The sequence below is a fragment of the Flavobacterium sp. N1736 genome (assembly GCF_025947065.1).
In the GTDB taxonomy this organism is placed as follows: domain Bacteria; phylum Bacteroidota; class Bacteroidia; order Flavobacteriales; family Flavobacteriaceae; genus Flavobacterium.
On record NZ_CP109994.1, the window covers coordinates 1,819,428 to 1,837,766 of the forward strand.

15 protein-coding genes are annotated in these 18,339 nt (G+C 34.0%); 2 read left to right on the forward strand and 13 right to left on the reverse strand.

Annotated features, from left to right (window positions below):
• The 5 genes from OLM54_RS07675 to OLM54_RS07695 all read right to left on the reverse strand — a co-directional run bounded on the left by OLM54_RS07675 (position 1) and on the right by OLM54_RS07695 (position 4,554).
• Positions 1-1,014 (reverse strand): SpoIIE family protein phosphatase, encoded by a 1,014-nt coding sequence (locus tag OLM54_RS07675; RefSeq protein ID WP_264538005.1) that lies wholly within the window; start codon positions 1,012-1,014, stop codon positions 1-3.
• Positions 1,007-1,420 (reverse strand): anti-sigma regulatory factor, encoded by a 414-nt coding sequence (locus OLM54_RS07680; protein ID WP_264538006.1) that lies wholly within the window; start codon positions 1,418-1,420, stop codon positions 1,007-1,009. Before OLM54_RS07680 ends, OLM54_RS07675 begins: the two co-directional genes overlap by 8 nt.
• Positions 1,401-1,796, reverse strand: coding sequence for an STAS domain-containing protein (locus tag OLM54_RS07685; protein WP_264538007.1), 396 nt, complete (start codon positions 1,794-1,796; stop codon positions 1,401-1,403). The genes OLM54_RS07680 and OLM54_RS07685 overlap by 20 nt, the downstream gene beginning before the upstream one ends.
• Positions 1,797-1,816: 20 nt before the next feature.
• Complete coding sequence (locus OLM54_RS07690) at positions 1,817-2,641, reverse strand: STAS domain-containing protein (protein ID WP_264538008.1); 825 nt, start codon at positions 2,639-2,641, stop codon at positions 1,817-1,819.
• 278 nt (positions 2,642-2,919) lie between these two features.
• Positions 2,920-4,554, reverse strand: a complete 1,635-nt coding sequence (locus OLM54_RS07695) for an NADP-dependent glyceraldehyde-3-phosphate dehydrogenase (protein ID WP_264538009.1) — start codon at positions 4,552-4,554, stop codon at positions 2,920-2,922.
• Positions 4,555-4,831: 277 nt separating this feature from the next.
• On the opposite strand from OLM54_RS07695, the gene OLM54_RS07700 reads away from it, so the two are divergent.
• Positions 4,832-5,212, forward strand: a complete 381-nt coding sequence (locus OLM54_RS07700) for a hypothetical protein (RefSeq protein ID WP_264538010.1) — start codon at positions 4,832-4,834, stop codon at positions 5,210-5,212.
• A gap of 76 nt (positions 5,213-5,288) precedes the next feature.
• Here the strand turns inward: OLM54_RS07700 and OLM54_RS07705 are convergent, their stop codons facing one another.
• Positions 5,289-8,654, reverse strand: a complete 3,366-nt coding sequence (locus OLM54_RS07705) for a CheR family methyltransferase (RefSeq protein ID WP_264538011.1) — start codon at positions 8,652-8,654, stop codon at positions 5,289-5,291.
• 82 nt (positions 8,655-8,736) lie between these two features.
• Positions 8,737-9,189 (reverse strand): response regulator, encoded by a 453-nt coding sequence (locus OLM54_RS07710; RefSeq protein WP_264538012.1) that lies wholly within the window; start codon positions 9,187-9,189, stop codon positions 8,737-8,739.
• A gap of 221 nt (positions 9,190-9,410) precedes the next feature.
• Between OLM54_RS07710 and OLM54_RS07715 the strand changes: the two genes are divergently transcribed.
• Positions 9,411-9,926, forward strand: a complete 516-nt coding sequence (locus OLM54_RS07715) for a GNAT family N-acetyltransferase (RefSeq protein WP_264538013.1) — start codon at positions 9,411-9,413, stop codon at positions 9,924-9,926.
• Between the two features lie 69 nt (positions 9,927-9,995).
• Here the strand turns inward: OLM54_RS07715 and OLM54_RS07720 are convergent, their stop codons facing one another.
• The 6 genes from OLM54_RS07720 to OLM54_RS07745 all read right to left on the reverse strand — a co-directional run bounded on the left by OLM54_RS07720 (position 9,996) and on the right by OLM54_RS07745 (position 18,327).
• Positions 9,996-10,598 carry a murein L,D-transpeptidase catalytic domain family protein gene (locus OLM54_RS07720; RefSeq protein ID WP_264538014.1) on the reverse strand — a complete coding sequence of 201 codons (603 nt, stop codon included), beginning with the start codon at positions 10,596-10,598 and terminating at the stop codon, positions 9,996-9,998.
• Between the two features lie 262 nt (positions 10,599-10,860).
• Entirely contained in the window at positions 10,861-11,607 is a 747-nt protein-coding gene (locus OLM54_RS07725; RefSeq protein ID WP_264538015.1) for a rhamnogalacturonan acetylesterase, read from the reverse strand.
• A gap of 245 nt (positions 11,608-11,852) precedes the next feature.
• Positions 11,853-13,202: a glycoside hydrolase family 28 protein gene (locus OLM54_RS07730; RefSeq protein WP_264538016.1), complete on the reverse strand. Its 1,350-nt coding sequence runs from the start codon at positions 13,200-13,202 to the stop codon at positions 11,853-11,855.
• Positions 13,203-13,225: 23 nt separating this feature from the next.
• Complete coding sequence (pelA, locus tag OLM54_RS07735; RefSeq protein ID WP_264538017.1) at positions 13,226-15,235, reverse strand: pectate lyase; 2,010 nt, start codon at positions 15,233-15,235, stop codon at positions 13,226-13,228.
• Between the two features lie 203 nt (positions 15,236-15,438).
• Positions 15,439-17,037 (reverse strand): glycoside hydrolase 43 family protein, encoded by a 1,599-nt coding sequence (locus OLM54_RS07740; protein ID WP_264538018.1) that lies wholly within the window; start codon positions 17,035-17,037, stop codon positions 15,439-15,441.
• Positions 17,038-17,106: 69 nt separating this feature from the next.
• The gene (locus OLM54_RS07745) at positions 17,107-18,327 is read right to left on the reverse strand and encodes a glycoside hydrolase family 105 protein (RefSeq protein ID WP_264538019.1); all 1,221 of its coding nucleotides are present in this window, start codon (positions 18,325-18,327) and stop codon (positions 17,107-17,109) included.
• Between the last annotated feature and the right edge of the window lie 12 nt (positions 18,328-18,339).

Sequence of the window (18,339 nt, forward strand, 5' to 3'; positions counted from 1 at the left end):
CTAAATTATTTTTCCAACAAACACAGTAGCGTCATCGGTTCCTCTAATATTATCTTTATACAATGCGGCTGCTATTACTCCTGAATTCTGCTTAATAATAGAAACTAAATCATTAAGATTCCATCTGGTTCGTAATCCGTCGCTGTGCATAACAATAATCTGATGTTTTTCATACGGAACAATAGTGCTATTTAAAGTACGTGGTATATTATGACCGATAATTCCGTTATAAGGCGTGTAGGTTTTATTCTCTAAACCCCGATATATGCGTGTGTTTATGTTTCCAATACCACAAATATTCCAGCTTTCGGTTTTATAGTTTACCGTCGCTATAGTCGCAACCAGTCCCCTGCTCTTTTTTACCTCATCATGAATATCTCTAAGTATAGCGGCAGGTTCTGTCTGTCGGGTTTGTTTAAAAGCTTTTATTGCCTGCTGCACAGCCTCATTTGCATTTGCCCCGTGTCCTAATCCGTCGCCAACAAAAATTTGAAAACCATCTTTTAAATATTTAATGTGATAACCATCGCCACAAATTCTTTCTCCTGGATAATTCACTCTGATTGTTGCGTAATTAAAACCATTAATTAATGCGGGTATAGGAATTTCTGCCTTATCAAAAATTTTTATGTATTGAATTGTACCCCAATTTTTCATGGAGTAAATTTGAAAATCGTTGCTTAATCTTTTGATTGCACCCAACCCCTGACCTAAGGTATTTGAGGAAGAATAACCATCGTTCATTATCTTTACGACATTATCAATTCCTACACCTTGATCTATACAATAAATTTCTATTTGATTTTGTCCTTCACTATGGTGGGCCCTGTATAAAAGTTCACCCTCCTTTGCATATTTAATAAGATTTGAAGTCAATTCAGCAATAATAATATCTGTTTCTGCTGCTCTGTGTGGAGTAAATCCTAATTGAAGTGCCAGATTATGTATTTCTCTTTTAATAAAAGGTATTAAACTTCGATCATCAATTTTATAACAGGAAAAAGTATTATCCATTTTTCCATTTTATTATAGTTACGGTTGTTCCGTTTCCTAATTCTGTTTGTATGTTAAATTCATTCACCAGTCTTTTTGTACCAGGTAAACCAAGTCCCAGGCTTTTTCCTGTGCTATATCCGTCTTTCATCGCCAAATCTATATCTATTATACCAGGACCATTATCTATAAAAGTCACTCTTACTCCATTTTCACGTCCGTTATTCACGGCTTCTATTATCACTTTTCCTCCGCCGCCATATTTTAAAAGGTTACGAACAAGCTCGCTGGTAGCTGTAATTAACTTGGTTTGATTTAGTATGCTCATTCCAATTTTTACACCATAATCCTTGACACGATTGCGCAAAGGAACTACGTCCTGTTCTTTTACAATTGCGATTTCTTCTTTATTCGTCGTCGTTATCATAAATCTGCTCATTATCGCCATTATACATCTTTGCGCGAAGCAGATCCATCCCTTTTTCAACATTAAGGGCACTTATAACCCCATTTAAGGATAATCCAAGTTCAACAAGAGTGATAGCAACAGCAGGCTGCATACCTACTACCACGGTTTGTGCATCCATAATTTTAGACATCACAGCAATATTGCCCAGAATTCTTCCCATAAAGGAGTCAATAATAGAAACGGCTGATATATCAATTAACACGCCTTTTGAGCTGTGTTTATTGATTGTATTTATTAAGTCAGATTCAAGATTTTCTGCTAATTGGTCGTACAAATCCACTTGTATCGTAACCAGCAGAAAATCTCCCATCTTTAGTATAGGAATTCTTTCCATATTGTTTAAATCTTATTCGATTATTTTCTCTTAACAACAGTTAGCTGCAGCATGTCAAAAGCTGTCTGCAAAGCACTTGCAAGTGACGCTTTTGTGATAATACCGGTAAGATCTATCCCTAAATGCACTACAGTTTGGGCGATTTCAGGTCGAATTCCGCTGATGATACATTCCGCTCCCATTAATCTGGTTGCACTTACTGTTTTAATAAGATGTTGTGCTACAAGAGAATCTACTGCCGGCACTCCTGATATATCAAGTATGGCAATAGAGCTTCCTGTGTCTACTATTTGCTGTAAAAGGTTTTCCATTACAACTTGTGTTCTTGAACTGTCTAAAGTTCCAATAATAGGCAGTGCTACAACGCCATCCCAAACCCTGATAACCGGTGTTGAAATTTCGCTTATTTCATCTACTTGTCTCGAAATAACATCTTCACGACCTTTCATATAAGACTCGAAAGTCATAATAGTCATGTTATCTAAAACAGCGTTTAATTGTAAATTTGCATTGTATAATTTGTCCTTATCAGTTTCTATTTCTGAAAGAATTTTTGAAGCAGCTTCTTTAAATGAAATAAGATACTGGGCATTTTCTCTTGGTGAAAAACCTCTTTTTGCTCTTGAGCTTGAAATCCCCATAAGCAAATCGTAAACTCGTTCGAATTCTTGCGAATCTTTATCATTTGTAAGAGCCAAAGCATTCAATAAAAGTGATGAGAATTCTTTTGATTCTTCTTCTTCTGTAGCCCCGTCAGTTGATCCGCTTTCTATAAGTAGTTGTGACCAGATTGTAAGTAATTTATTTTCGTGGTCTTTCAAGCCACCAAGAAGATTGTTTTGCATTTGTGGTAAATTTAAATTTTCGTAAACAAATATAACAAATTAATCGTTTTTATTATGTAAAAACGCATTAAAAGGTATGTCAAATTAAAAGCATTTTATTGTCATTATGTATAATAATTTCATTGATTTATTATAGAATTTCCACTTTAATTTTTTAAATTTTCTTAATAAATATTTCTCTGCTCAAAAGTGCTTATCCTGTTCTCTTCAAAATAAATCAAACAAAAAAACCTGCTTCTTTACAGAGCAGGTTTTTTATTAGCCTTACATTCAACTTATCAGAAGATATAATCCGTGCTTAAAAAATTAGAATCATGATCTCTTACGATTGAATTAAATAATTTTTTGTTTGCATCTGTAGATTTAGTCGCAACCAGTGAACGGATCGAAAAAGAACGAAGGGCATCTGATATGGATAAAGTTCCCTCGGCGCTGTCTTTTCTTCCTGTAAAAGGAAACACATCAGGTCCGCGCTGCGATTGACAATTAATATTGACACGGCTTACCAAATTAACAAACGGATCAATAAGGCTTGCTACTTCTTTTGCATCTTCACTAAATATACTTACCTGCATACCATGCGAAGCATTTATCTGATAATCAATTGGTTCATCTATAGAATCAAACGGAACAACCGGAATAATAGGTCCAAACTGCTCTTCGTGATACAATTTCATTTTGTCATTTACAGGATAAACCACAGCCGGAAAAACAAGTGAATTATTGGTATAACCTCCATTTTCATTTATTATTTTTGCACCGTTAGCCACTGCATCATCAAGACAGGTTTTAAGATATGCCGGTTTATCAAATTCAGGAAGAGGCGTAATTTTTACATCTTTATCCCAGGGAAGTCCGGGTTTTAGAGCAGCCACAGCATCGCTTAGTTTTTTCACAAATTCATCAGCTACTTCTTTCTGCACAAAAATTAATTTTAACGCCGTACAGCGTTGTCCATTAAAAGATAATGCCCCTAATAAACATTCATTTACAGCAACATTTAGGTCTGCATGTTTGGTTACAATAGCAGCATTTTTTGCATCAAGACTTAATATAGATCGTAGTCTGTTGGCTTTTGGATGCAGTTTTTTTAACCCATTAGCTACTTTACTTGAACCGATAAAAGCCAGCACATTCACTTTTCCGCTTTCCATAAGCGGCGAAATAATTTCTGCTCCCCTGCCGTAAAGTGTATTTACTGTTCCGGGAGGAAAAGCTTCTTTAAAAGCATTCAATAAAGGATAATGTGCTAAAACACCATGTTTAGGCAATTTAAATAAAATGGTATTTCCCATTATAAGTGCCGGAATCAAGGTCGTGAAAATTTCATTTAAAGGATAATTAAAAGGTCCCATACTAAGAACCACACCCAAAGAAGATCGTCTTATCTGTGCCAAAACTCCTTCAGCTTCTTCAAATCTTGAAGATTGTCTGTCTAAATCTTTTAAAGCGTCAATTGTTGCATTAATATATTCTACAGTTCTGTCAAACTCTTTGGTTGAATCCGGAAGACTTTTTCCGATTTCCCACATAAGAAGTTTTATAACCAGTTCGCGCTGCTGAATCATCAGGTAAACAAATTTCTGCATGCATTTTATTCTGCCCTCCACGCTCATTGTTGGCCATTCGCCCTGCCCGTCATTATATGCTGCAACGGCGGCATCCAGAGATTCCAGTGCTTCCTTTGATGATGTATGCGGTATTGTACCAACCAGTTTGCGTACAGGACCTTGAGCGCCCTGAACAAAAACCGGAGAAAAAACCTCTGTAATATCTCCATTCCAGGGAACGAGCTGACCGTTTAAAAGATATTCGCGTTGATGAATTTCTGCTATTTTGTACTCCTCCGGAATACTGTTTTCCTCCACAAACAGACTATCAATAGCCTTTAAGGATGCTTGTAAATTTTCCATATGTATGTTTTTAATTATAAAATAGAATTCAAAATTCTAACTTTATTCTTTGTAATTAATTGTAACAACAAATTACAACAATCCGTTTAATTGGCAATGAACATACCATAAATATAAGTTTTCCCGGTATTGTAATTATCTATTAATTATGCAACTACAATATGTTTTTCTATAATATAGAAACTACCAATCTAATATAAATTTGTAAAAACACTTTTGAAAGTAATTTCTGAAAAGTTAATTTCAATAATTAATCTAAAAATTTAAAAACAGCGTTATGGAAAATCAAAACCAAGAATACGGTAAAACAGACCCGGATTTTATTGATCAAAATACTCTTGTTGATGGTAATTACATTCAAGATAAAGATCAGTACAAGAAACAAGCTTCTGCTGAAGAAAAAAAAGAATTTGGAGAAAGCGATCCTGATTACATAGAACAAAATACTCTTGTCGATAATGATAATTACGCAAGAGACGAAGATCCTTACCAATATCAGGAAGAGTTCGTTGAAGATTTAAAACATCCAGAAAATGATTTTGAAATCAATAAAAACAACAACTCCGATAAAAATTTACAGACGGACAACATCATTAATAAGGAAGATATCCTAACGAATGATGAACAGAAAAGTAATCTAAACAAAGATCAGGATTAGATAAACTATCAAGATCAGAATAGAAAAAGGCATACTTAAACGTATGCCTTTTGTTTTTTAGACAATAAAATAAATTCTAAACTGCCAGTATGATATGAAATTCAGCACCGATATTTTCTTCTGCTTTCGAAAAAATAAGTCCTTTATGATTTTCTACAATTTTTTTTCCAATTGAAAGCCCTATACCCGTACCACTATAAACTTCGTTATTGTGGAGTCTCTGAAAAATAGTAAAAATTTTATCTTTATATTGTTTATTAAAACCAATACCATTGTCTTTAATCACTATTTTATAATACTCAATTTTTGGATCTAAGCTGGGATATTTTTTAATTTGCGGAATAGTAAGTTTGCGGGAACTAATATCTATTTTACAAATTGAATCGTCATTTTTGCAAAACTTGAGAGCATTACTAATCAGATTGTAAAAAAGCTGATTCATTTGCAAAGCAACAGCGGTAACAATTGGTAATTTCCCTAGTTTTATTTCAACCTTATTATCTTCTATAAGCAATTCAAAATCAATAAGAATATCAGCAACAATTACATTTAAATCTGTTTTTACAAAATGGTTGTCCGGATTATTGAGATAGGAATAAGTTAATAAATCTTTTATAAGCGTATTCATTCTTGTTGATGATTTACTGATTTTATCCAATAAAATAAGTGCTTCATCAGAAATTTTTTCGTCCATTCCCAAAAGCCTGCTGATAAACATTAATATCTTACGCAACGGTTCCTGCAAATCATGACTCGCCACATACGCATACTCCTGTAATTGAACATTGGCTCCATGCAAATTTTTAACAGAAAGTTCAAGCTCCGTATTAGCACTTAGTAAATCAGCAGTGCGTTCCTGAACATTGGCTTCAAAACCGTCTGAAAGAACCTGCAGTCTTTTTTCTGTAATTCTGCGTTCTGTTATATCTTCAATAGCCAGCAAAATTAATTGCTCTTTGCTGGTTTCATTAGTCACCTGTCGGGCATTAAGCAGCATAATACTTTCCCCATAAGGCAAAAGATTAACCGATATTTGATAATCGTCAAGCTGTATTTTTTCCGGAAGTACTTTTTCAAGCATGGAACGCATGGGTACATTATCAAAAAGATGATTCTGAATTTCATAAATCAATTTACCGGTAGCTTCATCCTTGTCAATATTGTATTTTTTAGAAAATGCCCTGTTAATATTTCTTATTCTTAAATTAGTATCCAGCACCACAATAGGTTCTCTAAGAGTCGCTACAATGGCTTCTGTATAATTTTTAGAAATATTAATCTCTTGTTGCTTATTTAAAAGTTCCTGATTAATTTGTAAAAGCTCTTCATTACTCGATTGCAATTCTTCTTTAGAAGTTTCCAGTTCCTCATTAAGACTTTGCAGTTCTTCACTCCCGCTCAATAATTCTTCATTGGCACTCTGCAATTCTTCGTTAGATGCCTCCTGTTCTTCACTAATCGAATTTACGTCATCATGTATTTTAGCCAGTTCTTTCTCAAGTTGCGCTATTCTTTTTAAATAAAGATTATCCTGTAATTCTTCAGAAGTAAATTTGCTTATCGACAAATTATCTCTGTCAATAATACTTTTATAAAACAATACCAAAAAGTAAGGTTCTGATGTATCCTCTAATCGCTGTAATTCTATAGTAATATCTTCTGTACTGCCTTTGCTTTTAACCTGAATTCCTTCTTTTTTTATGGGTAAATCTGTTTCCTTAACTTTATGCCATGCATTGCGAAGTTCAAAAGCCAATCCTTCTTTAGCCATTTTCAATAAGTTGAAAGTAGGTTTACCGGGAGACAGTTCAATAAATTCAGCTATTGATCCGTTAATGTGCACAATATCCATTTGTTCATTTACAATAACACTCGCCGGAGTATATTTGGAAAGCAATAAAGAGTCAGCGCTCTTTCTGAAATCTTCTTTGATCGTTTCTTTTCTTTGACTATCCGGTTTAAAACTTTTTAATTTATCATGCACTCCCAAACCCGAATGTACAAATCTTCCCGAAACCTGCTTGCGGATATAAATTTTACCTGTTTTATCAAATGACTGAAAAAGTTCAGCAGCCGGAACAGCCGTTTCTGATTTTCCCAAAAGCAAAAATCCGCTTTCTTTTAAGGCATAATGAAAAGTTGCAAGTGATTTTTTTTGTAAAAACGAATCCATATAAATAAAGACATTTCTACACGTAATTAAATCCATTTTGGCAAAAGGAGGATCACTCAAAAAGTTATGAACTGCAAAAATACACAGATCCCTGATTTGTCTTTTAATAGTATAACCATTGCTGCTTGCCGTGAAATATTTAGATAGAATATTTTCAGAAACATTCCGCATTTGAGATTTCCTGTAAAATCCAATTCTGGCTTTGGCAATAGCCACTTCTGAAATATCCGAAGCAAAAATCTGAATCTCTTTTCCCTGAATATTTTCACCTAAAAATTCATGAAGTGCAATAGCCAGCGTGTATGCTTCTTCTCCGGTAGAGCAGCCCGCAATCCAAATTCGAATTGCATTTTCCTCCGGTACTCTGCTGGTTAATATCGGGAAAACTTTTTCTTTTATAGTTTGAAATATTTTACTATCCCTAAAAAATTCAGTCACAGGTATAAGCATATCGTTAAACAAATCTTCTGATGCCAATTTATCGCCCCGTAAAACTTTAAGATAATCCTTTAGGGTAACAATTTTGTTTAATGCCATCCTTCTGGCAATACGACGGCGGATGGTGGTTTGTTTGTAATAGGTAAAATCAACACCGCTTTTTTGATGTAAAATTTTTATAATTTCCTGAAATACAGTTTCATCATTTGAATCATTATCTTGACTAATACTATCTTTCGATTTTACAATCTGTATTAATTTCTCGACTATTTTTGCCGGCGTCAGCACATAATCAACCACTCCGGCATTAATTGCATTTTGCGGCATTTCATTGTACAGCGCACCAATATCCTGAGCAAAAGTAGGGCCTCCGTGTTTTTTTATGGCTTTTAATCCTATTGTTCCATCAGATCCGTTTCCGGAAAGCAATACACCGTACGCCAAATCAAGATGCACTTCCGCCAATGAATTAAAAAAAATGTCTATCGCCTGATTTTTAGTGTCTTTTAAACGGGGACTCAACTTTAGGACTCCATCAAAAGAAGTAAGCATTTTATTTTCAGGAATTACATAAATATGATTGGGCGCTAAATGAATATCATCTGTTATTTCATTAATAGGAATTTTTGCCACACGGGAAAGAAGTTCCGTAAGCATACTGTCATGCATAGGATGCAAATGCTGTACAATCACATACGCCATTTCAGAATTATCCGGAATAGCATCAATAAACTGCGTAAAAGCCTCAAGACCTCCTGCAGAAGCCCCAATACCTACAATAGGAAAATCCTGGCGTGTAGCTTTGGGTAAATTATTTGTACGGACATCCATGATTTATAGTATTTAATTTCTACAGTGAACATTATGAATTATAAATCGAGCCCAAACAGCAGGTTTATATTTTTATAAAAACCTAAACAGTAATAATGAAAGAATCTATTTCTAAATGCTCTAATCTTTGCTTCCAATCCATTTCGATTACTTTTTTTAATAATTGCTTTAAAACATTAAAATCAGTTGGCTTTACAATATAAGCGTTGGCACCCAGCCCAAAAGTATTTTTAATACCATCTTCTGTTGCCGATGTTGAATAAATGGCTATTATGGGGATATCCTTAAATTTAGCATCATCTCGAATTTGTTTTAAACTCTCAAATCCTGACATGACTGGCATATTGAGATCCAGAAATATGATATCGGGTATACTAAGACTTTTATCATAAAGACGATCTAAAAGTTCCACCCCATTCTTGCAAAATTCAATCGGAAAATTAAGATGGACATCAATTATTGCATCCGAAAAAAAATCTCTGTCATCTGCATCATCATCAGTCAACAAGATTCTTAAATTCTTTTTGTCATCCATTAGTAGCTTATTTTTACTCAAATGTAAGCTTTAATAAACACTAAGGAATCAATTACAAGAATTACTTGCCAATTTTTAAAGAATTAAACGCATATTACAGCAAATGCTAAGATGATATACAATTTCTTTCCGGTTCAATGTATAATGCATAATGTTTTTTTACTGACAATTAATAATGTTATAAATTTGCAGCCTCAACCAATTCAATATACATACTCCAATTGATTACAATTAAAGAATGCCAAAAAAACCAGCTTGATTTATTATTTGAAGTTGCAATAGAAAGTTATAATGACACATATCAATATTTATGGTCAGATAATGGAAAAGCATATCTGGCCGAATTCTATAAAAAAGAAGATTTTAAAAAGGAACTTTCAGTGTCGGATATTTTTTATTTTTTAATCTATGATGCAGATAAAGCAATAGGATTTTTTAAATTAAAAAATAATGAGATTAAACCCTATTTAAAGGAACAATGTACAGAAATTGACAAATTGTACCTGCTTAAAGAAGCCTCTAACAAAGGAATTGGAAAGATTGTAATGAAATTTATAATCTCATTTTGTATAAAAAATAAACGTCCTGTTCTCTGGCTGAAAACCATGGAACGCAGCGATGCAAAATATTATTATGAAAAACAGGGATTTATAGAAAAGGAGAAAAATTATTTAGATTACCCAACAATGAAAGAAGAATACCGATGGATTCTCACAATGGTAAAAGAGATTGAATAATCTAAAGTCTATTTTTGATGAATTAAATCTGATATTGTCTAAAAGAAATTTATGCAACTAATCGATTGATTAGTAATACATATAAAGCATTATTTTAGAATCTGAACTGTCTATAATTTTTTCCAGTCTTTTAAAAAATACTTCACTAACCATTGGGCAGCCGTGGCTGTTGATAATATAGTATTCTTTTTCTTCATCAGGAACTTCCTTATACTTGTGCAATACAATAGCTCTTTTCCAGGCATTGTTATTCGTCTCATCAAGACCGTTTAACCTGAAAGCTTTTCCAAAAACACCATTATAAGATTTCTCAATAGTATAACGTCCAAGAGAAGTGCAGTTAGAATTTGGTGTATTGCTAAACTGTAAGATATCACCTTTTATTCCTGTTTCTGATCCTGAACCATGTGCAACAAGACCCTGATCAAGTATTTTTTCATTTTGAAGATCGTAAACGAAAAAACGGTTCTTTCCTGATTTGATTTTCATATCCACAAGAAAAGCGATTTTCTTACTGTAGCCAATATTTGACGAAGTAAAAGATTTAATCTCACTTACATGATCTGTTAGTCTTGCGAATTCAATTTCAGATAAAATTTCTTTTTTCTCAGTTACGTTGTAGGTAGTAAAAGAACTCAAAGAAAGAAGCAGTGCCATAAAAAATACTCTCATATGCAAACAGTAAAATTAAGTTAACAGCAGATTGGGATTGCCTTATCAAAAATCAATTTTCTTTACTTGTTTTTTGATGTTGTAAAATTATGCACAAATCTTACACAATTCCCATGTTTCAAGTGTTAAATATATTATAAATATTTGAAAACAAGAAATTTATGTAACTTTTTTTTCTCTGTCTGGTATTTTTTTTACTTACACTTTACGTACAGCCTTTGTATTGATGATATCAAGGTAAAAACGGGAACCTCAATATTTTTTACTTAATGCCTTTTTTAAGTTTTTCAAGCGAAGAATCTTCTAAAATTTTGATTTGATTAACAACAATTTGTGCAATTGCAGTTGCGCCTTTTAATGAAAGATGCGTATCATCAGCTTTATCTTTCTCATAATAAGCATTTTCACCGGCTTTAAAATGCAAATGCAATTGCTTCGATTTTTCCGGTCCGTAAGATTGTTCCAATAGTTCCGTGTAATATTCCAGATCAATAAAAGAAACTTTATATTCCTCAGCAACCAATCTCGTTTCTAACGGATAATCACCATGAGTTGGCACCAAAACCCCTTTTTCATTAAAATTACGTCTGGCAATAGAAGTCAATAAAATAGGCGTTGCCCCTTTTTCTCTGGTTTCTTTTACAAACCGAATTAAATTATGACGATACGCCGTATGCGGATTTGTATATCGGGTTGAATCTTCGATTTTTTCATCGTTATGTCCGAATTCAATAAAAACATAATCCCCTTTTTTAAGCTTTTTATAAATTGAATCCCAACGTTTTTCATTGATAAAACTTTTGGTACTTCTGCCATTTAACGCTTTATTTTCGACCACAATATTATCCTTAAAAAAAGACTGAAGAACCTGTGCCCAGCCGTGTTCAGGATTGCGGTCAGAATCTTTTTTGTTTGCCATTGTCGAATCGCCTATTGTATATAATGTCGTTTTTTGAGCGAAACAAGTCGAAGTTATTAGACAAATAATGATGATGATAAAATGTTTCATTTTTTTAGACTTACTTAGATTGTTAGACTTCTTAGATTATTGAATTTAAGCGTATAGTTTGTCTTTTCGACGAAGGAGAAATCACATCCAATAATCGACAAAGATTGGCTATACACTTTACAGAGTTACTTGAGAAGATTCTTCGTTCCTCAGAATGACAAGATTGCAGTAAAAGACTGCATTGCATCTCTACAAAAAACCTCTGAACCTCTGCCACTTTGAACCTTTGAACCTTCAAAAAAAACTTATTTCGCTGCAGAAGGTACCATTGCTCTCTTCCCAATAAAAACATCCGTCATTAAAACATTCTCTGCATTTTCGTTTGAAATTGCATTTTGCGCCGATTTAATTTCGATGTTGTTTAAAGAAATATTCCTGATTTTTTTCTCCGGAAATCCCTGAATTACAATTCCTGATTCTGTTGCTTTATTACACGTTATATTAGAAAAATGTACATTTGATATATCAGATTGATATCCTTTGCCCTCACCGTGATAATTCGCCGTGATGTAGATACAATCTTCAACTTCATCTAATTGAATGTTTCTAACGAAGATATTTTTTATAAAACCACCACGATCAGCATTCGTTTTAAGATAAATGCCTCTTTTTAAATACCCGACTGTTTTACAATTTTCTACAAAAACATTTTGAACTCCTGCCGACATTTCACTTCCTATAACTACACCGTGCAGTCCTTTAAAATTACAATTTCTGATAATAATATTCTCACTTGGCGTTGCTGTATTCGATCTTCCTTCGTGATCTCTACCTGCTTTTATCGCAACATTATCATCGCCGTTATCAAAAGTTACATTTTCAATTAAAACATCCTTCGCATATTCAGGATCAATACCGTCATTATTATAATTCAGCGATTTATAGCTTATTCCGCGAACGGTTATACTTTGTGATTTCAGCAAATGCAGACACCAAAAAGGCGAATTTTCGATACGTATGTTTTCGACCAAAATATTCCTGCAATTAAAAAACTGGATCATTTGCGGACGTAAAAAATAACCTTCTCCAAATTTTCTGTCCTGCAAAGGCGTATTGTTATGATTCATGTCACGGCTTCTGTTTTTACCGTCATTTTCTTTTGTTTTAAAACTTTTCCAGATTTTTCCTCCCTCTCCATCAATCGTTCCTTCTCCGGTTATCACAATATTCGAACATTCGTACCCATAAATAAGCGGACTGTAATTGTACAATATTGTACCTTCCCAACTTGTAAGAACCATTGGTAAATAATCTTGCGGATTATCACTAAACTTAATTTTTGAGCCTTTCTCGATTTTAAGATTCACATTGCTGACAAAATGAATTGGACCATTTATTTTATAAATCCCTTTAGGAACGATAATAGTTCCTCCGTTGTTCTTTTTGCACAATGCCATCGCTTTGTCAAATGCAGCTTTATTATTGAAAACAGAATCTCCTTTGGCTCCTAATTTCAAAACATTGATCTGATAAGAAGGAATTACCGGAAGCTGAATACTGCTCACAATTGAATCTACTTTTGCCGATGGAAATTCATTATTCTGGGCAAAAGAGAAACAGGAAATAAATAAAAAAATGAGAGACTTAAAATTCATAATTATTATTTTTTGAATCTAATTTATTTCGAAAACCAATTAGGAACCGAATCTTTCAGAATATTTTCTGTGGTATATTTTTCAGCTTCTTTTTTTGTAAGCTGATGTGACCACGCAACTCTTTTTGCAGGCTGAAATCCTTCGCCTTTGCAGTTATATTCAGCATAAAAAGCATTCTTTTCCGCATCCGGTTTCGACCAGTTTTCCCAGCCTTCCGGTTTAATATGTCTTCCCATTTCGCAATTGATATAAACCGTTTTAGCATAAATGCGCCACGGTCTTCCCAAATAAACCGCTGTTGCAGATGGTTCAGCCGTAAGCTTACAATTTTTAAAAACAAAACCAAAAGCTGTTCCCTCAGGAGTTGAAGCCGCTGTTACATACGAACTTTTAATACTATGAATGGTACAGTTTTCGAATAAAGCAGTAGCGCCTCCAAAAATAAAATCAGTTGTGCCTTCAATATAACAATCTGTAAAATATTGTTTCGCATTTTTTCCGGACAAATACAAAGTATCCTGATTTCCGAGAATATTACAATTTGAAATTTTAACACGATTCGCCACAACAGACAACGCAATCGCCTGACCTTTTTCTCCCGATGTATTTTTAATTGTTAAATTCGATGCTGAAAAATCATCGCCTTCAACCATAAGCGTATACGTATAAAAAGTGCTGTTTCTTCCTAAATTTATTTTCGAAAAATTATCATCAAAAGTAATAATGGTATTTTCTTTACTTTCTCCAACCAGAGCCAAATTCGTATTGCACTCCGGAATTCGCACTTTTTCATTGTAAATTCCATTCTTCACAAACACCGTAACTTTCTCATACGGAAACGCAGGACTTGCATATATCGCATCCTGAATTTTTGTAAAGTCGCCGGAACCGTCTTGTGCAACCGTTATAAAGTTAGTTTTTTTTTTATCCGAAGCTTCCGCTGATGAAACTTTTACTCCGTTTTTAACTGCCCATGCAGGATATTTTTTTAGCACTTCTTTTGGCGCATCAGAATACCAGGAATATCCATTTCGTCTTTCAGAACCTATTTGGTCCAAAGATTTTTTTCGGATTCCGTCACGATCACAAAAGAACGGTTCGTTGGTTTCAAGATCCATAAATCTTGCCCAAATTGGTGCGGCATTTGCGGTAGGAATCATTTTTTTATCGATGATTTTTCCGGCGTCATTCAGCACTCTTTTTTCTTCAAGATTCGTGATTTTTGTTTTCTCAAACCAAATGTTGACACTTTTTATTGAAGTTATAATTTCCGGTGAAGGTTTTTCGATCGACATTAAAAGCAATACAATTTTTGCCGATTCAAAGCCGCTTAAAGAAGCCAGTTCAAAAGCTCTTGCATTGGCGGGAGCCAAAGTAAATTCGTCGTGCTGAGCGCACCAGCCCGTTAAAACGCCATTTTGTTTGTATTGTGTTTTTAAAATGCAGTCGATTCCTTTATCAAAAGCTTTCTTCGCTTTTTCGACAATTTCTTTCGATGGTTTAATGCTGTAAAAATCAGTTTCTTCACCAATTTCTTTTAAAATCACCAAAATGTTTACCATCGAATTATCATTGTAGGTAATATGTGTATAATAGCCTTTTTTCAACGGAAAAAATTGCGGCCAGCCACCATTATCATATTGTGCTTCCAGCAAATAATTCAAACCTTTTAAGAAAGATTCTTTATATCGTTCATCCTTAACCTGAGCATACATTCTGGACATAAAAAGCATTTCCTGACACGTTGCTCCATTATCTGTAGTAATATCATGTAAGTCACTTTTTAAATCAACAAGCTTTTGTTTTTCTGTTTCAGAAAGCGCATTTTGCATCTGAATATTCTTTGGCCAGCCGCCAATGTTTCTTTGGTAAAGCAATACATTTTCGGCTATCTTTTTAGCTTCCTCCGTACCAAACCAGCTTGCATCGTTTTTACGAATAACATCCGGCCAGTTTTTATACGTATTTTGTGCATTTATACTAAAACAAATGCTAAAGAAAACTAACGCTATATATTTTTTAAACTGAATCATTGGTATATTTTTATTTTAGTTGGCATTTTTTAAACACATAGAAACATAGCTTTTGTAAACTTAAAATAAGTCGTTTCACTCGAAATAAAACTCATAGTCTTTATGTTTATTTTTTCTCGCAGATTTAGCAGATTTAGCAGATTTAGCAGATTTGGTAGATTTTTATAAACCTTTGCATCTTTGCACCTCTGAACCTTTGAACCTTATTTTGTCACTCTAAACCAATCTACAGCAACATTTCCCGAATCATTGGTTACTTTTTGGCTCAGCGCAAAAAGACCTACTTTCGCACCAATCCATTTTCCTTCTTTAGCGGTAAAATCAGATCCAATTGGCTGGTATTTTTTATCGTCTACACTATAAAAGAAACTGCAAATACCGCCTTTTTTAATTTTTACCCTCAGGTAAATGGTATTATTTGCAATTAAAAGAGGCGCTGATTCTGTTTCTGAAACTTTTTTGTCAAAAGTTCCTGTTTTCTGATTTAGATATAATTTTCCGTTATCATTTTTTAAATTCAAATAACTATAATCCAATCCCATTATGATAAGTCCTGTCGATTCGCCATTTAACCTTGTATTAAAAGTCAATTTAGCTGACACTGTAAATTCTTCGGCAGGAAACTTTTGCAGCAATAAATTTGGAGCATCTAAAATTTTATTGTTTTCTTTGATTGTTGGCAAACAAAATAAATTCAGATAGCCTAAACTCGTCGGAAAACCCCAATTGATTTGAGCATTTGCCTGCCATTGCCATTGCAAACCTAATTTAGGTTCATTAAATTCATCCGATTCTGCAGGAGTTTCTATTGGATATTTCTTGCCTGTATTTGGTTTTTTGAATGTTGTAACCGGTTCGCCAATGCCGTTTTTATCAAAATCCTGTCCCATAACCGGCCAGTCATTTTCCCATTTCATAGGTTCAAGATGAACGATTCTGCCGTAAGCACCTTTATCCTGAAAATGAATAAACCAGTCTTCACCCGTTTGTGTTTGTACCCACGCACCCTGATGTGGACCATTTATAGCTGTTTTTCCCTGTTCGAGAACTTTCTTTTTTTCATAAGGACCGTATACATTTTTAGATCTTAAAACCGTTTGCCAGCCTGTTGAAACTCCGCCGGCAGGAGCAAAAATGTAATAGTAATTATTGCGTTTATAGAATTTTGGTCCTTCAATTGTACCTTCACTTTCGTGACCGTCAATAACCATAACTTCATCATTATTGGCAATTGTTCCTTCGGCATTCATGCTGCAAACCACCAATAAACTTTTAATTTGAGCGCGGCTTCCCGCAAAGGCATGAACAAGATATACTTTACCATCATCATCCCATAACGGACTTGGGTCAATAAGTCCGGTTCCGGCTTTTACCAAAAGCGGTTCAGACCACGGACCTTCTGCTTTTTTGGCTTTTATCATATAAATCCCAAAATCAGGATCCGGATAATAAATATAGAATTCATTATCATGAAAATTAATACTCGGAGCCCAAACGCCATTACCGTGCTGCACTTTATTAAAAGTTTCAAACGGAGGCTGTTTTTGCAAAGCATAACTTAAAATCTTCCAGTTTACCAAATCTTTCGAATGCAAAATTGGTAATCCCGGAATGCAATTAAAAGACGATGCAGTCATATAAAAATCATCTCCTACGCGAACAACATCAGGATCTGAATAATCTGCGTGAATAATAGGATTTGTATAAGTCCCGTCTCCATTGTCCGGCACCCAAACCTGAGCAAAGTTATTTTGCAGAGAGAATACTGATAGTAAAATAAAAATGACTTTTATATTTTTCATTTTTTGGTGGTAATTGCTTTTCAATTAAACCCGACAGGTTTTAAAACCTGTTGGGTTTCTAAACGCGTATTATCTATTCAATTCTAAAGCTGCCAAAATAAATGGTCCGGTTGCTTTAGGATCGTTGTCTTTCTTTTTTTCGTTTACATAATATTCGTAAGTTCCGTCACGATATGGTGTTCCGCCTAAACCGGCAACCTGACAACAGTTTGTCAATGTAATACCTCCATCAGCATCCACTTTTATTAATTGTTTAGTCAAACCATCGAAAGCTTTGTTTGCCAATTTTTTATAGCTTGCAGGTAAATATCCTCTGTTAGCTCCTTTTGCAAAAGCATAAGCAAACATAGATGATCCTGAAGCTTCAAGGTAATTTCCTTCCTTGCCGCCTTTATCAGTTACCTGATACCATAATCCTGATTTATCCTGAACTTTGGCTAAAGCAGCCGAAACATTATTTAAATATTTCACTAATTCTTTATGTTTTGGATGATCTTTTGGCATATAATCCAAAACATCAACAAGTGCCATAACATACCAGCCTAAAGCTCTTGACCAGAAATTTGGTGAATTACCTGTTTCCTTATTTGCCCACGGCATTTGTTTACTTTCATCCCAGGCATGGTATAATAATCCTGTTTTTGGATCTGTTGCATGCAATTGAATCAATTCGAATTGTTTGGCTATATCGTCAAAACTTTTTCCACCTTCAAAAGTCGCTGTATATTGCGCATAAAATGGTTCACCCATATACAAACCGTCTAACCACATTTGGTTTGGATAAATTTGTTTGTGCCAAAATCCACCGCTTGCCGTTCTTGGCTGTTCTGCTAATTGTTTGCGTACTAATTGCATTGCTTTCAAATACTTATCTTGTTTTGATTCAGCATAAATAGCAAAAAGCAAACGTCCCGGAACAACCAAATCAATATTGAATTTGTCGAATTCGTACGTATTAACAGTCCCATCTTCCTGAACCAAATTATCTACATAACTTCTCACATAAGCTTTGTATCTCGGATCAGGATTTTTTTTATATAATTCTTCAATTGAATGCAAAACCAAAGCATGAACATAATCCCATTTTGGCTTTTTAGAATCGTCGATCATGTAACTTTCAGGATGACGTTTCATCAATGTTAAAGCCATTTTATCAGACCATTTTAAATCTTTAGAAATAACTATTTCTTTTTTTGAAGGTTCCTGCGAAATCACTTTACAGCTCGTAAAAGCCATCGCGCAAACGAATAAAACCGACATAAAATAACCTTGCTTTCTATTATTTTTCATTTCAAAATATAT